Annotated in this window: 13 protein-coding genes; 7 read left to right on the forward strand and 6 right to left on the reverse strand. The window is 60.8% G+C overall.

Features of this window, described 5'->3' with window-relative positions:
* Window positions 1-10: 10 nt before the first annotated feature.
* A complete protein-coding gene (locus GMOLON4_RS11320; protein WP_169516502.1) occupies window positions 11-967 on the forward strand; it encodes a LysR family transcriptional regulator in 957 nt (318 codons plus the stop codon).
* Here GMOLON4_RS11320 and GMOLON4_RS11325 read toward each other — a convergent pair.
* Window positions 964-1,926, reverse strand: a complete 963-nt coding sequence (locus tag GMOLON4_RS11325) for an ornithine cyclodeaminase family protein (RefSeq protein ID WP_026936809.1) — start codon at window positions 1,924-1,926, stop codon at window positions 964-966. The two genes, GMOLON4_RS11320 and GMOLON4_RS11325, sit on opposite strands and share 4 nt — an antisense overlap.
* A gap of 252 nt (window positions 1,927-2,178) precedes the next feature.
* Between GMOLON4_RS11325 and GMOLON4_RS11330 the strand changes: the two genes are divergently transcribed.
* Both GMOLON4_RS11330 and GMOLON4_RS11335 read left to right on the forward strand, forming a co-directional pair.
* Complete coding sequence (locus GMOLON4_RS11330; RefSeq protein WP_026936810.1) at window positions 2,179-3,324, forward strand: Glu/Leu/Phe/Val family dehydrogenase; 1,146 nt, start codon at window positions 2,179-2,181, stop codon at window positions 3,322-3,324.
* A gap of 79 nt (window positions 3,325-3,403) precedes the next feature.
* A complete protein-coding gene (locus GMOLON4_RS11335) occupies window positions 3,404-5,029 on the forward strand; it encodes a thiamine pyrophosphate-dependent enzyme (protein ID WP_035732681.1) in 1,626 nt (541 codons plus the stop codon).
* 6 nt (window positions 5,030-5,035) lie between these two features.
* Here the strand turns inward: GMOLON4_RS11335 and GMOLON4_RS11340 are convergent, their stop codons facing one another.
* Window positions 5,036-6,409 carry an NAD(P)/FAD-dependent oxidoreductase gene (locus GMOLON4_RS11340; RefSeq protein ID WP_026936812.1) on the reverse strand — a complete coding sequence of 458 codons (1,374 nt, stop codon included), beginning with the start codon at window positions 6,407-6,409 and terminating at the stop codon, window positions 5,036-5,038.
* Window positions 6,410-6,763: 354 nt separating this feature from the next.
* Here GMOLON4_RS11340 and GMOLON4_RS11345 point away from each other — a divergent pair, with 354 nt between their 5' ends.
* Window positions 6,764-8,146, forward strand: a complete 1,383-nt coding sequence (locus tag GMOLON4_RS11345) for an aspartate aminotransferase family protein (RefSeq protein ID WP_026936813.1) — start codon at window positions 6,764-6,766, stop codon at window positions 8,144-8,146.
* Between the two features lie 101 nt (window positions 8,147-8,247).
* Here the strand turns inward: GMOLON4_RS11345 and GMOLON4_RS11350 are convergent, their stop codons facing one another.
* The 4 genes from GMOLON4_RS11350 to GMOLON4_RS11365 form a co-directional block, all read right to left on the reverse strand.
* Complete coding sequence (locus GMOLON4_RS11350) at window positions 8,248-8,499, reverse strand: HepT-like ribonuclease domain-containing protein (RefSeq protein ID WP_245575427.1); 252 nt, start codon at window positions 8,497-8,499, stop codon at window positions 8,248-8,250.
* A gap of 104 nt (window positions 8,500-8,603) precedes the next feature.
* A complete protein-coding gene (locus GMOLON4_RS11355) occupies window positions 8,604-9,047 on the reverse strand; it encodes a helix-turn-helix domain-containing protein (protein WP_026936814.1) in 444 nt (147 codons plus the stop codon).
* A 169-nt stretch (window positions 9,048-9,216) separates the two neighbouring features.
* A complete protein-coding gene (locus tag GMOLON4_RS11360) occupies window positions 9,217-9,705 on the reverse strand; it encodes an Lrp/AsnC family transcriptional regulator (RefSeq protein WP_026936815.1) in 489 nt (162 codons plus the stop codon).
* Window positions 9,706-9,835: 130 nt separating this feature from the next.
* Window positions 9,836-11,299 (reverse strand): aldehyde dehydrogenase family protein, encoded by a 1,464-nt coding sequence (locus GMOLON4_RS11365; RefSeq protein ID WP_026936816.1) that lies wholly within the window; start codon window positions 11,297-11,299, stop codon window positions 9,836-9,838.
* Window positions 11,300-11,518: 219 nt separating this feature from the next.
* On the opposite strand from GMOLON4_RS11365, the gene GMOLON4_RS11370 reads away from it, so the two are divergent.
* The 3 genes from GMOLON4_RS11370 (at window position 11,519) to GMOLON4_RS11380 (ending at window position 15,657) form a co-directional block, all read left to right on the forward strand.
* Window positions 11,519-12,982: an NAD(P)/FAD-dependent oxidoreductase gene (locus GMOLON4_RS11370; RefSeq protein ID WP_084147478.1), complete on the forward strand. Its 1,464-nt coding sequence runs from the start codon at window positions 11,519-11,521 to the stop codon at window positions 12,980-12,982.
* Between the two features lie 282 nt (window positions 12,983-13,264).
* Window positions 13,265-14,407, forward strand: coding sequence for an MFS transporter (locus GMOLON4_RS11375; protein WP_026936818.1), 1,143 nt, complete (start codon window positions 13,265-13,267; stop codon window positions 14,405-14,407).
* A gap of 110 nt (window positions 14,408-14,517) precedes the next feature.
* Entirely contained in the window at window positions 14,518-15,657 is a 1,140-nt protein-coding gene (locus GMOLON4_RS11380; RefSeq protein ID WP_026936819.1) for an FAD-dependent oxidoreductase, read from the forward strand.
* Window positions 15,658-15,696: the final 39 nt, after the last annotated feature.

Genomic DNA, 15,696 nt, shown 5'->3' on the forward strand with positions numbered 1-15,696 from the left:
GGAGCACGACGTGGTGAACCCAACCCACCTGGAGACCCTCATCGCGGTGCTCCGTACCGGATCGTTCGCTGGCGCCGCCAGGCAGCTCGGCTATACGGGCTCAGCGGTGTCGCAGCAAATCGCCGCATTCGAACGCGATACAAACTTGACCTTGTTCGAACGCGACGCGCGAGGCATCCGCGCGACGGCCGCCGCAGAGGCCCTCGGCAGCCACGCGAATGAAGTGTTCAGCGCGCTGTCCGTCTTCGACGACGAAATTCGAAAGCTCAGCGAAGGCGCCGCGGGCAGTGTTCGCTTCGGGAGTTTCCCGAGTGCCAGCCAACAGCTCTTACCCGCGGCCGTTACCGAGTTCATCCGAAAAAGACCCGACGTTGATCTGCACCTTGAAGAGGGCGAACCGGACAACCTGGCACCGCTCATTATCTCGCGCGAACTTGATCTGGCGCTGGCCTACACGTACGACCTCGCGCCATCGAAGTGGCCCGTCAACGCGAAAGTCATTCCGCTGTTCTCCGAGGATCTCATCGCGTTCGTTCCGCCAGGTCACGAGCTTTCCGGGTCAACGGCTCGCATTTCGCAGCTAGCGGGCGAGCGATGGATCAACACACAAAGCACGTCACGCGGGGCAATCGCGTTCGAGCGAATGTGCGCGAACGCTGGGTTCTCACCGGACATTCGGTACCGCAGCAACAACTACAACGTGGTCGCGAGCTTCGTTCGCTCCGGTCTCGGCGTCGCGCTCATTCCCGCCCTCGCCGCTGCGACGCTCGAAGACGGTGACACCGACACCGCGTCACTTAGCGATGTCACCGTCCAACGACACGTTGTCCTTCTGAAATCAGCCGCAAACGAAAGCCCGGCGCTGGAATTCCTCATCGCCGCAATCGAGCGAGCATCCCAACGCCTTGCCAGCCGAACGCTCGGAATTAAGCTTGACTCGCGGCTAAGCCGAAAACGGGCGAACTAATCGTTACTCCGCGAATCAATTGAGTCCAAGAGCGCTTCCGCAGCTGACGCATCCTGAATCCCCACCCCGACGCTGACAAAGACTGCGATGTCTTTCTTGGCGCTCCTCGACGGGGACTTACCAATGACGACAGACCCCAGTTCAAGAAGATCAGACTCGTCAAGTCCGTCTTCGGCGAGAGCCGCCCGCACGGAGCCCGAATGCTCCACGGATGTCTCACGGTGGTCGACGACGACAATGTCCGCCCGACCGAGGAGTGAACTGGGCAATTCGAATCTATCTGGAGCAAAGGCCCCGACGCTCACTACGGTTGCACCGGGACGCACCCATGCTGTCTCGATGACCGGCTCAAAGCTCGTAGTGCAAGTCGCCACAACGTTTGCGGCGGCGGCGCTTTCAACGTTAACCACCCGGACCGGCACATCTACGAGGTCCTTGAGCTCACTCGCGAGATCCTTGGCCCGCTGCAGCGTCCTGCTCGTAATCCGGATCTCTTCGAAATCACGCACCCGGGAAATCGCCACCGCATGTGCTTTCGCCTGCACGCCAGCGCCGATGATTCCGAGGGATTTCACATCCGCATTCGCCAGTTCCTGAACCGCGAGGGCAGACGCAGCCGCCGTGCGGATCGTGGTGAGCTCTGTTGCCTCGAGAGTCGCCCGTGGGAGTCCAGTTTCGGCATATAGAACGTGCACCGACGCGGAAATGGTGGGCATACCGTTCTTCGCGTTGTCGGGGTTCACGCTTCCAAATTTGGTAACCGCCCCTGCACTCTGATTGGTCCGTGCTGCATACGAGAACGCTACCGAGTCATTGGCGCCCTCAACAAGCACCCGCGGGGCGAGGATTGCGGCCCCCTCCCCGAGTGCTTGAAAGGCCGCACGCTGGGATGCCAGGGCAACTTCCGGAGTAAAGAGTTGGGATACTTCTTCGTCGCTGATATAGAGCGGTCGAGTCATGATTCTTGAATCCTTTCGATTCGGACGACGACAAGTCAGCCGCCGACTGTCGCAACGCTGCGAAGTTCGGTCTCCAGATCATCCCGCAACTATTAAGCAATCTGCACCTGCAATGACCGGCTGACAATTTGCGCGAGCATAAGAAATGCTTGCGCTGCGACCACAAGGTGAAGTCCTACCGAACTCCAATCCCGTTCGTTATGACCCAAGGTTGTTATCACGTGATCTTGATCTCAACGAAGAGGAGCAGGAATGCAAACGGATCTACTGCAGCTTGCCGACGAATGGGGGCCAGAAAAGGTTCTGGTCGTTAGCGACACCCGCACTGGAATGCGGGGTGTCCTCGTCATCGACAACACGGCTCGCGGTATAGGCAAGGGCGGCACTCGAATGAGCCCGACGGTTACAGTTGCCGAGATCGCTCGACTTGCGCGCACCATGACTTGGAAGTGGGCAGCGGTTGACCTCTTTCATGGCGGTGCCAAGGCGGGAATTCTCGGCGACCCCAATTCACCACACAAGGAGGCCATCCTCCGGGCCTTCGCGCGCGCCCTTCGAAATGAAGTGCCGGAAGAGTATCTCTTCGGTCTCGACATGGGTTTGAACGAACGTGACGCTGCCGTGCTCGCCGATGAGCTTGGTTCCCTCGGCGCATCGACGGGTCTCCCCCGTGCTTTGGGTGGGCTTCCTTACGATCAACTTGGTGTCACGGGATTCGGCGTAGCGGAAGCAGCAGACGCAGCAGCTGAACACATTGGCCTCAAAATCGCAGGCAAACGAGTGGCGATCCAAGGTTTTGGAGCCGTTGGCACGGCGGCCGCAACTCGATTCCTCGAGCTTGGTGCATCCGTCGTCGCCGTGGCGACCGCCGGTGGCACCGTGTCTGACCCAAACGGCCTTGATATTTCACGGCTGCAGAGTCTGCGCGAGCACTTTGGTGACGACTGCGTTCGTGAGTACCCTGCCGGAGACCTCTCAACAGATGTCCTCAGCGTCGACGCCGATATTCTCGTGCCCGCCGCGCGAGAAGATACGATCTCGGACAAGGTAGCGACCGAGACGAGCGTCAGCCTCATCGTCGAGGGGGCGAATCTTCCCACTTCCCCGTCTTCGAGGTCGATCCTCAAACAGCGTGGCATCACAGTTGTGCCAGACTTCATTGCCAACGCAGGTGGCATCGTCGCCGCCGCCCACTCCACCGATTCACGGAACTCACCGTTTGTCGTGAACGAAGAGAATGTCTTCACGATGATCTCCGAAAAACTCCGTGCCAACACGACCCAGGTGCTTCAAGCGAGCCAAGAAGAGGAGACCACGAGTCACGAAGCCGCGTTCGCATTGGCCGCAGATCGCGTTCGTGAAGCCATGGCGCTGCGTCGCCGGCTGCCCTTCGATTAGCCCGGCACCGCATCCACACCGAGCCAGCCGACTTCCGCGTGAACCCTGCCGATAAGTCACACTGCGAAACGAGATACGAATGACTCCTCCACCAAAGCGATCCGGTGGCCAACTCGTGGTCGGTGCTTTACAGGCCCAAGGGATCCGCCGCATTAGTTGCGTACCCGGAGAGAGTTTCCTTCCCATTCTCGACGCGCTCATTGACAGTGAAATTGCGCTTGATGTCGCCAGACACGAAGCCGGTGCGGGGAACATGGCGGTCGCCAACGCAAGGTTGTCGGGTCACGCCGGTGTCGTCATGGTCAGCCGTGGTCCGGGCGCGATGCATGCCGCGATCGCGGTTCACACCGCCGAGCAGGATGCGATTCCGCTCGTCGTGCTGATTGGTCAGGTCGCGCTCCGCGATCGCGGCCGGGGCGGATTCCAGGAAATGAACTACGCCCAGGTATTTGGTTCAGTGGCGAAGTGGGTGGCTTCGCTCGACATCGTGGAACGGATTCCGGAAACGATCGCGCGGGCTATTCGCGTCGCGGAAAGTGGACGGCCCGGGCCGGTTGTAATCGAGATGCCGGAGGACGTACTCGACGCCGCGGCGTCAGCCCCGGATGTGACCCGCAGAATCCCTATGCGTGCCGCCCCCGCAGCAGAGGATATAGACGCGTTTCACGAAATCCTCGCGACCGCCGAGCAACCTGTGCTGATCCTTGGCCGGGGTATTTGGTCGCAAGCGACCGCGGATGCGGCCGCCCAGTTTGCGCAGAAGAACCAAATACCGGTTGTCGCCGGTTTCCGCTGTCAGGATTTCATCGACAACGACTCACCCTTCTACGTCGGCCATGTGGGACTCAGCACTGACATTCGGCTCATAGGCAGGCTCGAGGAAGCCGACGTTGTCGTTTCGGTGGGTGGTCATTTCGGCGATGCCGAAACCAAGGGGTATGAGATTCTTCGACCTCGCGGCGATCGCACTGTGGTTCATGTGTCGGTCGAAGAGCTGGATGTCGATCGCTACCTCCCGGCAAACCTGGTCATCCAGGCGACGCCTTTGGAGTTCTTCCAAATTATGAACGCGGGCGACTCAACTGCTCCTGAGCGACACTCGTGGGTTGAATTACTTAGGAATGAAGAGCTCGAGCGCTCGAGCGCACCAGCGGATACTGACCGGCTCACACAGATCATGACGTGGCTACGAGACAGCATTTCGCCGGACACGATCATCGCCAACGGCGCGGGCAATTACGCCATTTGGGTCCACCAGTACCTTAGGTATCGTCGGTTTGGCACTCAGCTTGCTCCCGCCAGCGGCGCAATGGGGTTCGGGCTACCGGCCGGGATCGCCGCTGGATTGGAGAGGCCGGAGCAACCGGTGATCGCATTCGCTGGTGACGGCTGCCTCACGATGTCACTATCCGAGCTGGCGACGCTTGCCGAGACTCGCGTAAATGTCACCGTCGTAGTCATCAACAACGGGATCTACGGAACGATTCACATGCATCAAAGGGCGCGGTTTCCCGGACGCGCAATCGGCACCTCCATAGAAGGTCCCGATTTTGTGGCGCTCGCGAATTCCTTCGGCATCCATGCCAATCGCGTCACGTCCCTCGAAGCGTTCCAGGATGCATTCTCAGCGGCGCGGGAGATGTCAGGGCCAGCGCTGATCGAGGTGGTTACCGATCCCACGGAGCTGAAACCCCGCGGCAAATAACCCTTGCTAGTGCCCCCGCCCAGCCACGGCATCCGCAACCTTCGCCAACCCCGATGTCGTCGGCAGCCCGCGATACTCGGCCCGATCTGCCGCGCCATACGCACCGTAGATCACGCGCGTCGCGAACCACCGCAGGGGCTCCGGCTCCCACTTGCGTACGCGATGTCCGACCCACGGCAGCGAGGCGAGCTCAGTCTCCTCGCCCAGAATGAGATCGCGCAGCGTCCGCCCTGCGAGATTCGTCGTCGACACCCCGGTGCCGACGTAGCCGCCCGCGTGCGCAAGCCCGGTCGCAGCGTCGTAACCCACGCTCGCGGCCCAGTCGCGTGGCACCCCGAGTGTTCCGGACCATAGATGATCGATATCGATCCCGTGTAAAACCGGAAAGAACCGCACCAACAGATCCTGCAGCGCGCCAGCAGTAACAGGCTGCGTGAATCCGTCAATGTCCGTCCGCGAATTCCAGCGGTAGGGGACGCCCCGACCACCAAACGCGATGCGATCATCCGCCGTGCGCTGCGCATACATATAGACGTGTGCCATGTCGGCCAGCGTGTCGCGACCCTCCCAGCCGATCACGTCCCACTGCGCATCCGAAAGCGGCTCGGTCACGATCATCGACGAATTCATCGGCAGCCACTCGCGATGCAGGCCTTTCAGCCCCGAAGTGAAGCCCTCGGTCGCGCGCACCACGGTGCCGGCGCGAACGGTACCGCGATCGGTGATCGCCTCGTGCGGCCGAATCTCCGTCGCTCGCGTGTTCTCATAGATCTCGACGCCGAGTTCGTCGACCACGCGCGCGAGCCCCGCAGCCAGCTTCGCCGGGTGGATGCGCGCACAGTGTGGGTGCCACATCCCACCTAAAACGCCAGCCACGTTGACACGCGACTTTGCCTCATCTGCCGAGAGGCGCATCCAGTCGGTGCCGCGCCACTTCGCCTCAGCTGCGAACCACTCGTCGAGCCGTGCCAGCTGTGCTGGAGTGTAGGCGACCTCGAGTTCGCCACCCTTTACGATGTCCGCGTCGATTCCCTCTCGCTTAGCGAAGGCGATGACTTCATCCACGGTCGCGTTCATCGCGAGCTGGAACCGCTCCCCCGCCTCGTGACCGTGCGAGCGCTCATACTGCGACAGCCCACCTGTGACGGTGTTCGTGAGCCAGCCGCCGTTTCGGCCGGATGCGCCGAAGCCACAGAATCGCGCCTCGAGAATGGCGACTCGTAGGTCGGGCCGCGCCTGCTTGAGGTAGTAGGCGGTCCACATCCCGGTATACCCACCGCCGACGATCGCGACGTCGACGTCGATGCTTTCCGCGAGCGCGGGTCGCGGCGTTGGCAGGCCAATCTGCGTCCACCAGTGGGAGACGTTGCCGTTGATCATGCGCAATCCGATCGCTCGCGGGGATGTGCAACCAAGTTTGGCAGAACGGCCCGGTGAGTAGCCCGCACAGCTCCCACTCAAGACCGATGAGTAGCCCGCGCAGCGGGCGAATCGAACCGCCGCGCGGGCCTCGATACGCTGCGCTACTCGGCCAGCGGGAGGCGACGCTGCGCTACTCGGCCGGCCAGTTGGCGCGCACCACAACCTTGTCCCCAGCATCCGCCCGGTAGAATGCTGATTGTTGCGGCACTGCAGTCGCAGCATTCACGTGTCGCCGACGCCAGGCCGGTCGCTGCGACATCAGCATCACAACACCCCTATAGGTGCCAGGCCGACCGGGAAAGCAGCACAGTCATGGGCTCCCCAATCAATCACGCACGCATCGAAGAACTCATCGCCGTCGAGGCCGAGAAGCTCAACGCGAAGACGCAGGAATCGAAGCGCTACTACGAGAAGGCATCCGGCCCGCTCTCGGGCGGCGTCGCATCCTCGTACCAGGTGCACGAACCCTGGCCGATCTACGTCGAGCGCGGCGACGGCCCCCGCATTTGGGACGTCGACGGCAACGAATACTACGACTTCCACAACGGCTTCGGCTCGATGGTGCAGGGCCACGCACATCCCGCGATCGGCAAGGCCGTCGCCGACCGCTACCCCCTCGGCACGCACTTCGCTGCGCCGACTGAGGATGCGATCGTCGTCGCCGACGAGCTCGCCCGCCGCTTCCGCCTGCCGAAGTGGCGCTACACCAACTCGGGTTCCGAGTCGACGATGGATGCGATCCGCATCGCCCGCGCCTACACCGGTCGCGACACCGTCATGAAGATCTTCGGCTCCTACCACGGCCACCACGACACCGTCATGGTCGACATCGGCGCCGTTGAAGCATCCGAGCGAGGACCGCGCGACAACTACGCATCCATCTCGTACGGCGGCGGCATCCCGCAGGCCGTCGTCGACATGACCGTCGCAGTGCCATTCAACGATGCCGACGCGATGGAGAAGCGCATCGAGGCCCTCGACGCCGAGGGCCGCAAGCCCGCGTGCGTCATCATGGAGGCCGCGATGATGAACCTCGGCGTTGTGCTGCCCGAACCTGGGTACTTGCAGCGGGTGCGCGAGATCACCGAAAAGCACGGCATCGTGCTGATCTTCGACGAGGTCAAGACCGGCATCTGCATCGCGCCCGGCGGCGCGACCGAGAAGTACGACGTCGTGCCCGACATGGTCACGCTCGCGAAGGCGCTCGGCGGCGGCCTGCCCGCTGGCGCGATCGGCATGTCGGATGCGCTGTCTAGCATCGTCGAGGACGGCACGGTCTACCAGGTGGGCACCTACAACGGGAACCCGCTCACGCTCGCGGCTGCCCGCGCATCACTGCTCGAGGTGATGACCGACGACGCCTACGCCCACCTCGCGTCGCTCAACGACCGCATCCTCGCCGGCTGCGACGACGTGATCAAGCGCTACGACCTCACCGCATACACCGTGGGCATCGGTTCGAAGGGCTGCGTCGTGTTCTCGGACACGAAGATCGTCGACTACGAGACGTACTGGGCGAACCAGGCGAACGCGGGTCCCCTGGCGGATCTCGCGTGGCTGTTCAACATGAACCGCGGCATCTTCATGACCCCGGGTCGCGAAGAGGAGTGGACGCTGTCAGTCACCCACGACGACGCAGCGATCGACGCGTTCGTGTCGGCGTTCGACGAGCTCGCGGCGGCGCTTCGGGCGTAGGGTTCGGGCTCCCGAGTAGCTCTGCAGCTCCCCGAGTAGCGCCGAAGGCGCGTATCGAGGGGTGAGTGGGCGCAGCCGCATTTCGATACGGCTGCGCCTACTCAATGGGCCCGCTCCCCTGAGGAGTCCGACCCCATTCCGGCGATATGTTCTCGGATGACCGGAAGGTCGACGACCAGAGTGTCCCACACCGCCTCATAGTCGGTGCCTTCATAGTGGTGGGCGAGGCGGTCGCGCATTCGTTTGATCAGTGACCACGGCACTTCCGGATGCTTCTCGAGCGTGTCGCGACTCAGTCGAGCAACGTTCTCGCCTATTTTGACAATGAGCGATTCAGCGGCCAATCCTGGCACGTTGTCAGGGTCGCTCGCATACCAACTGTGACCGCGGGTTACGAGCCGCGAAGATACATCGCAGAGGCGCACAATCTCCTGAAGCGCGGCGGCATCTCTTGACTTCATACGGCAACGGCCGTCGCCAAAATCTCATGCCCAGGGCCGAGAGCACCATCCGTGACGACGTCTACCTCGACGCCAAGCAGTTCGCTCGCTTCCTCTGCGAATGCGACCAGTGTCAACAGCCCAATTCCCGGCGCGCGGGTAACGAGGATGTCCAAGTCACTTCCCGGCCGATCGCTACCCCGCATCGCCGAACCAAAGACTCGAACATTGCTAAAGCCATGTCGTGCAGCCAAGTCGACCAGCTCGTCACGATGCGCGGCGAGCGCGTTGTGCGGCAACGGTCGAGCGGCTTCACGGAGCCGGCTGAGCATCGTGGTAGAAGCTCGTCGTTTACCCGATTCATACGCCGCGATATTGGGCTGCGCAACACCCGAGCGCGCAGCCAACTGCGACTGGCTCAGACCGGCCGCCTCACGCAACTCGCGAACTTCATTCGACACACCCCCATCATATCGCCCGATATGAGGACGGCGCGTCCCGATGAATGCAAATAATGAGTGCATACCTGCCCACGAGCAGGTATGCACTCATTATTCGCAACCGAACAACCGAGTCGTCCGAAGGAAAGATTTCTACTGCCTCACCCAGCCGAGACGAACGTCGACAAAGTTATTTGCCATTTCGTGCACTCGACGGATGGCTATAACCAGTGCCCCAGCCATACGCCAATTTGTACGCCTCAAGCACGAAGAAGGTTTCGGCACCGACGATGCCTTCTTGCCTGGCAATGCGGTCATGCAAAAGTTCGGTGTAATGCTCAACGTCGCGACAAACAACCTCGACCATCACATCAAACTGGCCCGTCGTAAGTACGACGTAGCTTGTCTCCGGCATCTCCGCGAGCGCCTCACAAACCTGCCGCGCCCTGCCCATTTCAGTCTTGATGCCGATCATTGCCAGACGGTCGAACCCGATTCGCAACGGGTCCGCGACACCGACGATCTGGAGAGTGCCGGATTCTTCGAGACGCTGGACCCGGTACCGAACCGATGAAGCAGGGATGCCCGTTTCTTCAGAAATTTCCTTGAACGATCGGCGACCATCCTTTTGCAAGATGGCGATCAGTTGCCGATCAACTTCGTCGAGTTCGGGCTTCATGCCGTCTCCTTCTGCGTCGATACACTCGCGCTCTGTTCCCGCACTCACGCTATGTCAGCGGGCTCGCCCAAGATTAGCAACGCGGCGAGCCCGCTCAACGGCGGCTGTCGGCCACATCCTTCGAATCCAATTAGTCCTCGTCGGCCACCCGGATGCAGCCGTTGCGTAAGTAGGTCATGTCGTGCAGCGTGTACATGCCGCCGATTCGACCCCAACCGGTGGCCGTACCGCCCGCGCCACCGAACGGCATATTGACGTCCCACCAGTTATTCGACTCATTCACGATGACTTGGCCGACCTGCATTTCCTCCATGAAGTAGAAAGCCTTCTTGAGGCTCTCGGTGAAAACGGCACCCTGCAATCCAAGCGGATCGTCGTTAGCGATACGAAGAGCATCCTCGTCGTCCTTTGCGGTAATGATCGGCACGACCGGGCCAAACGATTCTTCGCGAGAAAGCAAACTGTCGGTAGTCACGCCGTCCACTACCGTGAACTCGTAATACAGATTGGTCGGCATACCCTCCGCTCGACCACCGCCGACAAGCACGTCGAACCCACGCTCACGGGCATCCGCCATGTGGCGGTCCATCTTCGCCGCGACCGCCTCATTGTTGAGCGGCCCGAGGTTAGTATTCGGATCCGTCGGGTCACCCAGCACGACGGTCTTCGAGTACTCGAGGACTTCCCGTACGAACTCATCGTGAATGTCTTGGTGCACGATCACCCGTTCCGTCGCGCAGCAGACCTGGCCCGAACACGAGTACGCTCCATCTACCGCAGCCTTTGCAGCGCGCTTTGCGTCCGCATCTGCGAGCACGACTACAGGGCCATTACCAGATGCTTCGATAAGCAGCGGCTTGAGGCCTGCCGTCGCCTGAATTTTTGCAGCCGTCGCCGACGAACCGATGAACCCAACGGCGTTGATTCCTGGGTGCGATACGAGCGAGGCACCGAGTTCACCGTCACCAGGGAGCACGCTCACGAGCCCGTCGGGGAGCCCAGCTTCACGCATGACCTCCATCGCTGCGAGGACCGTAAGTGGCGTGTTCGCTGGCGGCTTGACAACGTGCGCGTTACCAGTCGCAAGACCGGGTGCGACGAATTCGGCAAACATCAGCATTGGGAAATTCCACGGGGTAATGATGCCGAAGACACCGATCGGTGCGCGCCACGTAATCTGACGCATGTTTCGATCGTTTGACGGCAGCGTCTCACCATACAGACGCACTGCGTCTTCAGCGTGCAAGTGGAAAAGGTGAGCTGCTTCGGTGATATCAGCAAGCGACTCGGCGAGCGGCTTGCCTTGTTCGCTCGTCTGGATTCGCGCGAGCTCCTCTGCCCGTGCCTCTAGGGCGTCCCCAATCTTGTGGCAAATTTCGGCTCGGGCGAATACGCCAAGGCGACGCCAGGCCGGTTGAGCCTCGTGTGCCTTCGCAACCGCGAGGTCAAGATCGGGTTGCGTGGGCACAGGAACCGACGCAATCGATTCGCCGGTAGCCGGGTTAATCACTTCGCTGCGTTCTGTCGAAGATCCGTCGGTGTATTCACCGGCGATATAGAGATGCGGCTGAATCCGCAATGACACTGCACTCATTTCGATACCTCCTTGTATCCGTAACGACGCTGTTGACCCCAAGCCTACGGAGCGCTTGCCTGATGTGCAACAAAACTCAGGCTATTTTGCGACTACAACAATAATTTCGTGAATTATTACCGCTCGGAGCAATTTTGTGTGAAGCTCAAACGCAAACCATCGCCCAGCTATTGCTGGCCCCACAACCACTCGTGCAACCAGCGACGCATAAGGAGCATCATGATCACCTTCGATCGCGCCGAACGCGATATCCCCGCATCCCGCATTGATTCCGCTCTAAGGAACACTGCTCGCACACCGTACTGGCTCGACGATCCGCGCCGACCGGGAAGCCTTCCAAGCGCGCGCGGCGAACTCAGGACTGACCTCGCCATCGTGGGCGGCGGCTATACGGGCCTCTGGACGGCTCTCCTAGCCAAAGAACGCGATCCAAACCGTCGAGTAATCCTGCTTGAAGGAAAACAGGTGGGCTGGGCGGCTTCCGGGCGTAACGGCGGATTTTGCGAAGCGTCTCTGACCCACGGGGAAAGTAACGGCCAACGACACTTGCCCAACGAACTCGAAACGCTACAAGAACTCGGCGCTACAAACATCCGCGAAATCGGCGAAACCGTTGCGCGATACAACATGGATTGCGATTACGAGGCTTCCGGAGTCCTACGAATTGCGACCGAGGACTATCAAGTCGAATGGCTGAAAGAGGACTCCGCGAAAAAGCCCGCACAAGTTTTCATGGATCGTGAGCAAGTGCGTAAGGAAATAAACTCACCGATCTTGCACGCAGGACTGTGGGAAAAGACCGACAACGTCCTCGTGAACCCTGCGCGCCTCGCGTGGGAACTTCGCCGAGTTTGTATCGAGCTCGGGGTCGAAATTTTCGAGCACTCGCCCGTGATCGACCTGAAGTCGACACCGGGCTCCGTCGAACTTGTCGTTGGGGGCGTCACAAGTGCCAGTGCGAAGGAGGTCAAAGCAACAGTCACAGCGCCGCGAGTTGCACTCGGTACGAACATATTTCCATCCCTGTTGCATCGAATGCGCCCCTACACCGTCCCGGTTTGGGACTACGCCCTCATGAGCAATCCGCTCACCCCCGAGCAGTCGGATGCGCTGGGGTGGAAGTCTCGACAAGGCCTCGCCGATCTCAATAACCGGTTCCACTACTTGCGCATGACGCGCGACGACAATGGCCACGACCGCATTCTGTACGGCGGCTACGACGCGATCTACCACTATGGCCAGCGATTGAAGCCCGAGTATTACAACCGCGAGGAGACGTACCGCAAACTTGCGGCGCATTTCTACGCAACCTTCCCAATCCTCGGTGACATCGGATTCAGTCACGCATGGGGAGGAGCAATCGATTCATGTAGCCGCTTTTTTTCATTCTTCACACGCTCCCTTGGCGATCGCGTCGTGGGCTCTGCGGGCTATACAGGACTCGGTGTGGGAGCAACACGCTTCGGAGCAAACACCATCCTGGACCTTCTTGACGGCCTCGACACGGAACGCACCCGCTTGGAACTCGTCAAGAAAAAACCCATCCCATTTCCGCCTGAACCCGCTGCCTGGCTCGGAGTGCAAGTCACGACCTCCGAAATGGCTCGCTCCGACCGCCGCCAAGGGAAGCGCGGCTTGTGGCTCTCCACGATGGACGCGATCGGCATGGGGTTCGATTCGTAGGTCGAAAGCTGCGTAGGCGTGCGAAAGATCTACAACATCAAGCGGATTACACCAATCATGGATAATTCGCAAGATTAGCGATAGACTTTGCTCTACCACTAATTACGCCACCGCAATATTGTCGAGTGCGCAATTTTCAAAGGTTCAATCTCATACTCAACGACGAGACAGAGGTCTGCTCCAATGTCAAAAATCAATCCCGCCACCAAATGGGTGATGCTAGGGCTCTCGTACCTAGTTCTCATCGCCTGTTTCATTCCGTATATCGGGTGGACACCAAACTTGATCGAGATCTCGGAAGAATTTGGTCTTTCGGGAGCCGAAGCTGGGCTGCTGAGCTCCATCACGGCGTTAGTCGGCGGGCTCATATTGCCGTTCGCTGGCGCAATCGGGGACCGCTGGGGTATCAAACGAATCATTCTCGTTGGCCTCATCGCCTCGATCATCGGCCAGTTCCTATTTGCCCTAGCCCCTGGATACGGTCTCGCGCTCCTTGCCCGCGCGATCAGCGGCCTCGGCGTCGGGCTCCTCTTCGTTGGCCCCTACACTATGGCCGTGAATTGGTTCGAACGTGAACGCAAAAACGGCATCGCGCTCGGCATCATGTTCACGAGCGACGGCATCGGTACCGGATTCGCACTCTACGTTTTCGCAATCGTGTTGGTCGCGTTTGGATGGCGATCGGGAACAATGATCGGCGGCTACTTCTTGATCGCGGTGTTGTTGATCGCGTGGATCTTCCTCCGTGATGCGCCTAACGTCAAAGAGGAGCCGCTCAATGCAGAACTCGCGTCGAGTTCGGATCGTTCAGCGATTAGCTGGCTCTTCAGCCGGAACGTTCTCATTGCGGCGGCCTTCTTCGTTGGCGAATGGGGCATCTTCGCTGTCGTCGCGGTTTGGATGCCCACCATTCTCATCGAGAACGCGGGGTGGCCGACCGAGATTGCCGGCCTGTTCGCGTCACTGTACGTGCTCATTGGAATGATCACATCGATAGTGTTCGGCCTCATTTCGGACCGCCTCGGACGACGGAAGAACCTCATCGTTCTCGCGGGAGTGATGATGACCACGTTCATGGCGCTAATGACGGTCGCTCTCGCGACAGGCAACTATGTCCTCGTCGCTGTATGTCTGCCTCTCGTCGGACTCGGTGTCTACACCGGCATGCCTCTCGCTCTTGCTCTCGCTGCGGAATCGGTCCCCACTCGAATGGCAGGCACCGTCAACGGGTTTGTCCTCGGAGTCGGCTTCATCGTTGGTGGATTCGCCTACCCCTACATCATGGGCGCGGTCAAGGACGCCACCGATGAGTACGTACTGGGGTTCGTCGGCATGGTGATCGCTACTGCAGTGCTCAACCTCGTCTGCCCGCTATTCGCGAAAGACGTCCGGAGAGTGGACACTCAAACTACAGTCAGCGCGTAAATCGGGCCGGCTTGACTGGGCAGATCTTCACGGCGAAGATACTGCCCAGTTTGAGGTTTCCGATGACGGAGCGAGTCGAGCCCCCATCCCCCTCGCGAGAAGGAATCACCGTGGAATCATCCAAGTACGTCGTCATCGGCGCGGGGCTCGTCGGCTCGGCAACCGCCTGGCACCTCGCGAGCGCAGGCCAGGAAGTCACGCTGCTCGAACGCGACGTCCCCGCCAGCAACCACGGCTCATCCCATGGATCCTCGCGGATCTTCCGCTTCGCCTACCCCGACGAGACATATGCGAACCTCGCGAAAGTAGCCGCACCACTCTGGTCGCACCTCGAGCGCGAGAGCGGCCAATCGCTGCTCCAGCAGGTCGGCGGCGTCGACTTCGGCACCGAGCGCAATCCACGCCAACTCGCCGCTGTCCTCGATCGCGTCGGGGTCGAGCACCGAATCATCGAGATCGACGAAGCCCGGGAACGCTGGCCGCAGTACGCACTCGACACCGAGGTCTTGTGGCAGCCGACCGCCGGCGTCGTCAATCCCGCCAAGGCGGTGGATGCGATGGTCGGGCTGGCAGCGAAAGCCGGCGCCCAAGCACTCACCGGTTGGCAGGTCGCGAGCGTGACCCCCGCATCCACAACGGGGTATGTCGTGACCTCGAGCCGCGGCGAGCAGATCCACGCGGCCGAGGTGGTCGTCGCCGCTGGCAGCTGGCTGCCGCACATCCTGCCAAGGCTCCCACTCCCGAAAGGCTTCTTGGATGCGCTGCCCACCTTTGAGGTGCGGCAAGAGCAGACCTTCCACTTCCCATACGAAAAGCCGCGCGAGGACGCGGACTGGCCGACGCACATCCATATTTTCAAAGAAATCACCACGACACGGATGGTCTACGCGCTCCCCGGAGGCGAGGGCGTAGAGAACCGCGCACTGAAGGTCGCACTCTTCAACGGCGGCAAAGTACTGCCGTCGGCCGCGCAGCAAGACGGCATTGTGGATGCGGCGAATCGCGACTGGGTGACGCGGTACGTCGAGCGCCACGTGCCGGGCGTCGTGCCGGAGCCGTTCGCCGAATCAACGTGTTTGTTTACGAACACGCCGACGGAGGATTTCGTGATCGAGCGCGTGGACGGCATCACGCTGGTATCGGCGTGCTCGGGCCACGGCGCGAAGTTTGCGCCGCTGACCGGGCTGCTCGCGTCCGGAATCACGACGGGCAACGGCACGGTTCCGGATGCGTTTCGGGTGCAACGTTAGATGAATCTACAAAGATCTCGGGCGACAGTGGCCGGATCA

It is taken from the genome of Gulosibacter molinativorax (genome assembly GCF_003010915.2).
In the GTDB taxonomy this organism is placed as follows: Bacteria; Actinomycetota; Actinomycetes; order Actinomycetales; family Microbacteriaceae; genus Gulosibacter; species Gulosibacter molinativorax.

Coding starts and splice junctions, on each gene's coding strand:
- GMOLON4_RS11360 (WP_026936815.1), bottom strand. CDS start 9,705: ATGAAGCCCGAACTCGACGAAGTTGATCGGCAACTGATCGCCATCTTG.
- GMOLON4_RS11325 (WP_026936809.1), bottom strand. CDS start 1,926: ATGACTCGACCGCTCTATATCAGCGACGAAGAAGTATCCCAACTCTTT.
- GMOLON4_RS11365 (WP_026936816.1), bottom strand. CDS start 11,299: ATGAGTGCAGTGTCATTGCGGATTCAGCCGCATCTCTATATCGCCGGT.
- GMOLON4_RS11370 (WP_084147478.1), top strand. CDS start 11,519: ATGATCACCTTCGATCGCGCCGAACGCGATATCCCCGCATCCCGCATT.
- GMOLON4_RS11335 (WP_035732681.1), top strand. CDS start 3,404: ATGACTCCTCCACCAAAGCGATCCGGTGGCCAACTCGTGGTCGGTGCT.
- GMOLON4_RS11330 (WP_026936810.1), top strand. CDS start 2,179: ATGCAAACGGATCTACTGCAGCTTGCCGACGAATGGGGGCCAGAAAAG.
- GMOLON4_RS11340 (WP_026936812.1), bottom strand. CDS start 6,409: ATGATCAACGGCAACGTCTCCCACTGGTGGACGCAGATTGGCCTGCCA.
- GMOLON4_RS11345 (WP_026936813.1), top strand. CDS start 6,764: ATGGGCTCCCCAATCAATCACGCACGCATCGAAGAACTCATCGCCGTC.